This is a genomic window from Klebsiella sp. HMSC25G12 (assembly GCF_001807705.1).
Taxonomy (GTDB): domain Bacteria; phylum Pseudomonadota; class Gammaproteobacteria; order Enterobacterales; family Enterobacteriaceae; genus Klebsiella; species Klebsiella variicola.
This window is the reverse complement of the sequence record NZ_KV789786.1, coordinates 1-4329: the sequence shown is the minus strand read 5'-3', so window position 1 is coordinate 4329 and position 4329 is coordinate 1. Positions and strand designations below refer to the sequence as shown.

The following is a 4329-nucleotide window of genomic DNA, read 5'->3' as shown; positions in this document are numbered from 1 at the left end:
CAGCAAAAGTTCGATTTATTCAACAAAGCCGCCCACACCGTTAAAATGGCCAAACAGCAGCGTCATCCGCCCGGCGAATGTCTCCCTGCTGGCCACCACCTGCGGATCCTGAACCCCGTTGCGGATCGCCGGAAACCCAGGCAGCAGCACGCGGGTATCCAGCCCCTCGGCAATTTGCGCCGCCGGGAGCGCGCCGGTGACGTCGGCCAGTCCGCCCGTTTTTAACAGCGGGAACATCTCTGCTCCTACATGTAAAACTTGCATGTATGCTCCTTATTATTCAGCCACAGAGACGACCCGCGACAGGGCAATATTTTCTCTGCCGCCGGACACGCTTTTTCCGCAAATGGGCTCATACCTCAAGTTTGTCCAGCATTTCTTTGGTAACCAGAACGATGCCTTCTTCCGAACGATAAAAGCGTCGCGCATCCTCAACGGCATTTTCGCCAATCACCGTCCCCTCCGGAATAACGCATCCCCGGTCGATCACGCAGCGTCTTATCCTGCAGGAGCGACCGACCCAGACGCCCGGTAATAAAACCGACGAATCAATATTACAGAACGAGTTAATCCGAACTCTGGAAAATAGAACCGACTGCACCACCACCGAGCCAGAAATAATACAGCCGCCGGAGACCAGAGAATTCATGGTCATGCCATGACTGCCGGAACGGTCCTGAACAAATTTGGCGCTGGGCAGCGATTCGACATAGGTACGGATAGGCCAGTTACGGTCATAAACGTCCAGCTCTGGCACTACTGAGGCTAAATCCAGATTCGCTTTCCAGTACGCCTCCAGGGTTCCGACATCGCGCCAGTATGGCTCGGCATTATTATCCGACTGAACGCAGGAGCGCGGGAACGGATGCGCATACGCTTCACCTGCCGCCGTTATCCTGGGAATAATATCTTTGCCAAAATCATGGGTGGAGTGTTCATCCCGATCGTCGTCTTCCAGCAGCTGGTAGAGATATTCCGCATCAAACACATAAATGCCCATACTGGCAAGCGAGCGGGTTTCATCGCCAGGAATGGTGGGCGGATTAGCCGGTTTTTCAACAAATTCAATGATTTTGTCATTCTCATCCACGGCCATGACGCCAAAAGCGCTTGCCTCTTCAACCGGGACCGGCAGGCAGGCCACGGTACAGCGCGCCCCTTTTTCAACGTGATCGAGCAGCATCCGCGAATAATCTTGTTTATAGATATGGTCCCCGGCCAGAATAACGACATATTCCGCATCATAGCGGCGGATAATATCCAGATTCTGGGTCACGGCATCCGCCGTCCCCCGATACCAGTTCTCACCATGCACCCGCTGCTGCGCCGGTAATAAATCCACGAACTCATTCATTTCTTCGTTAAAGAATGCCCAGCCGCGTTGAATATGCTGCACCAGTGAATGGGACTGATATTGTGTAATGACCCCGATACGTCTTATTCCGGAGTTAATACAATTCGATAAAGCAAAATCAATAATTCTGAATTTACCGCCGAAATGCACCGCAGGTTTTGCGCGAATAGTGGTCAGGTCTTTTAATCGTGTGCCACGTCCGCCGGCGAGGATCAGGGCCACGGATTTAAGCGGTAACTGGCGCGACAGCATTAAGTTGTCAGTATATTCAAGTTTACTCATAATAATGTCCTGCTATTAAATAAAAGCCATAAAAGAAAATAATGAAGAAAAAGCCTCACTCTTCTGCAAAATAATTCAGAAGTGATCACCTCCGGTAATAAGTCAGCTGCAATAAATCAGCTGCGCGTTTTATTGCCCTGCAGATTCCCGTACCAGCCAGATTGTCGCCAGCGGCGGCAGAGTCACCGACAGCGAATGCTCCCGACCGTGGCTGGCGATCGCCTCGCTTGCCACGCAGCCGCCGTTGCCGGTGTTGCTCCCGTGGTAGTGCATCGAGTCGGTGTTCAGCTCTTCACGCCAGCGCCCCGGCTGGTTAATCCCGAAGCGATAGCCGTGACGCGGTACTGGCGTGAAGTTGCTCGCCACGATTATCTCGTTCCCGGCTTTATCGCGACGGACAAAGATAAACACCGACCGTTCATGGTCATCCACAACAAGCCATTCAAAGCCGTAGGGGTCAAAATCCAGTTCGTGCAGTGCCTTATGGTGGCGATAGGTATGGTTCAGATCGCGCACCAGACGCTGCACCCCGTGATGCCAGTTGTCGCCCCCTTCCAGCAGATGCCAGTCGAGGCTGGCGTCGTGGTTCCACTCCCGCCCCTGGGCAAACTCGTTGCCCATAAACAGCAGCTTTTTACCGGGGAAGGCAAACAGCCAGCCGTAGTAGGCGCGCAGGTTGGCGAACTTCTGCCAGGCATCGCCAGGCATCCGGTCAAGAATCGATTTTTTGCCGTGAACCACTTCATCGTGTGACAGCGGCAACACGAAGTTTTCGGTGTAGTTGTAGAGCATCCCGAAGGTCATCTTGTCGTGATGATAACGACGATAGATGGGATCGAGCTGCATATAGTCGAGGGTGTCATGCATCCAGCCGAGGTTCCATTTGAACCAGAAGCCAAGACCGCCCGTCGAAGACGGTCGTGTAACCCCGGCGAAGTCGGTGGACTCCTCCGCCATCGTGACCGCTCCCGGCGTCTGCTCACCGAGCACACGGTTGGTATTGCGCAGAAATTCAATCGCTTCGAGGTTTTCCCGGCCGCCGTACTCATTGGGCACCCACTCCCCCTCTTTGCGGCTGTAGTCGCGGTAGATCATTGACGCAACCGCATCCACGCGCAGGGCGTCGATCCCGAAGCGTTCAATCCAGTACAGCGCGTTCCCGACCAGAAAGTTGCTGACTTCACGGCGACCGTAGTTGTAGATCAGCGTATTCCAGTCCTGGTGATAACCTTCTCGCGGGTCGCTGTGTTCATACAACGCGGTGCCGTCGAACGATGCCAGCGCAAAGTCATCCGACGGGAAGTGGCCCGGCACCCAGTCGAGGATCACGTTCAGACCCGCGGCATGGGCAGCATTCAGGAAGTAGCGGAAGTCTTCACGGGTACCAAAACGGCGGGTCGGCGCGTACAGCCCGGTGGGCTGATAGCCCCAGCTGCCGTCGAACGGATGTTCGTTTACCGGCAGCAGCTCCAGATGGGTGAAGCCCATCCACTTCGCGTAAGGCACCAGCTGGTCCGCCAGCTCGCGGTAGCTGAGCCAGAAATGGTTATCGGCGTGGCGGCGCCACGAGCCAAGGTGCACTTCATAAATCGAAATCGGTGCATCAAACTGGTTGGCCTGCTGACGGGACTGTGGCTGTTCGACCTTTTCCGGCATGCCGCAGATAAGCGACGCGCTTTCCGGGCGCATCTGTGCCTCAAAGGCATACGGGTCGGATTTCACCCGCAGGTGGCCGTGGGCGTCAATCAGCTCGAACTTATACAGCTGGCCGTTATGCGCGCCGGGGACAAACAGCTCCCAGATGCCGGACTCTTTGCGCAGACGCATCGGGTGGCGGCGGCCGTCCCAGTAGTTGAACTGTCCGACCACCGACACACGACGGGCGTTCGGCGCCCAGACGGAAAAACGCGTCCCGGTGACGCCGTCCATGGTGTCGGCATGGGCTCCCAGCGTCTCGTAGGGCCGCAGATGAGTCCCTTCAGCGAGCAGCCAGGCATCAAGCTCCTGCAGCAGCGGGCCAAAGCGATAGGGGTCGTCAATCAGGTTTTGCTGACCGTGCCAGGTGACGGCCAGCTGGTAACGAAAAGGATTTTTCCGGCGCGGCAGAACGCCGCTAAAGAACCCGCGTGTGTCGAGGCATTCGAGTTTACCGACTTTGCGCCCGGTTTTCGGTTCAATCACCCATACATCGGTGGCATCGGGTAATAATGCGCGCACTTCCAGACCCGCATCGGTTGAGTGCATGCCAAGCACGGAAAATGGATCGGAACAATGACCTGCGAGAAGTGCGGAGATCGCACTTTTTTCATTATAATCAGACATGGCAGTCACCCTACTATCATCCTGCGGAAAGAATTAAAACGCCTCTTCCTGCTTTATTGATCCGGTAATATTCCGCTGCATGCTACGCATCGAAATATCAACACGTTATTCCAGAGCCTTAAGACATGTCGGTTGTCCACAAATAGAGAGTGATTAACCTCCTGAGAAGTGAGTTAAATGCGCTGTACGACTTCTGTATTATCTGTCTTCAGAATAATTACTCCTGATTTTCTTTCTGTGAGTAAACACTCATTTCTATATTAATGGGGAAACTAATTTTTATTTCGTCACGAATGATGAGTTTCCTTCTGCTGAATTCGTCAGATCGTATATAAAAAAAGGCTTTGTTGAATAAATCGAACTTTTGCTGA

2 protein-coding genes and 1 pseudogene are annotated in these 4329 nt (G+C 54.1%); all 3 read right to left on the bottom strand.

Going from position 1 to position 4329, the window contains the following annotated elements; all coding sequences use genetic code 11:
- Positions 1–30 precede the first annotated feature (30 nt).
- Positions 31–264: pseudogene (locus tag HMPREF3096_RS01585) on the bottom strand (glycogen/starch synthase); the annotation flags it as partial.
- Positions 265–352: 88 nt separating this feature from the next.
- Positions 353–1636, bottom strand: a complete 1284-nt coding sequence (gene glgC / locus HMPREF3096_RS01580; protein WP_004099051.1) for a glucose-1-phosphate adenylyltransferase — start codon at positions 1634–1636, stop codon at positions 353–355.
- Between the two features lie 129 nt (positions 1637–1765).
- A complete protein-coding gene (gene glgB / locus HMPREF3096_RS01575) occupies positions 1766–3958 on the bottom strand; it encodes a 1,4-alpha-glucan branching enzyme (protein WP_004099052.1) in 2193 nt (730 codons plus the stop codon).
- Between the last annotated feature and the right edge of the window lie 371 nt (positions 3959–4329).

Coding starts and splice junctions, on each gene's coding strand:
- glgC (WP_004099051.1), bottom strand. CDS start 1,636: ATGAGTAAACTTGAATATACTGACAACTTAATGCTGTCGCGCCAGTTA.
- glgB (WP_004099052.1), bottom strand. CDS start 3,958: ATGTCTGATTATAATGAAAAAAGTGCGATCTCCGCACTTCTCGCAGGT.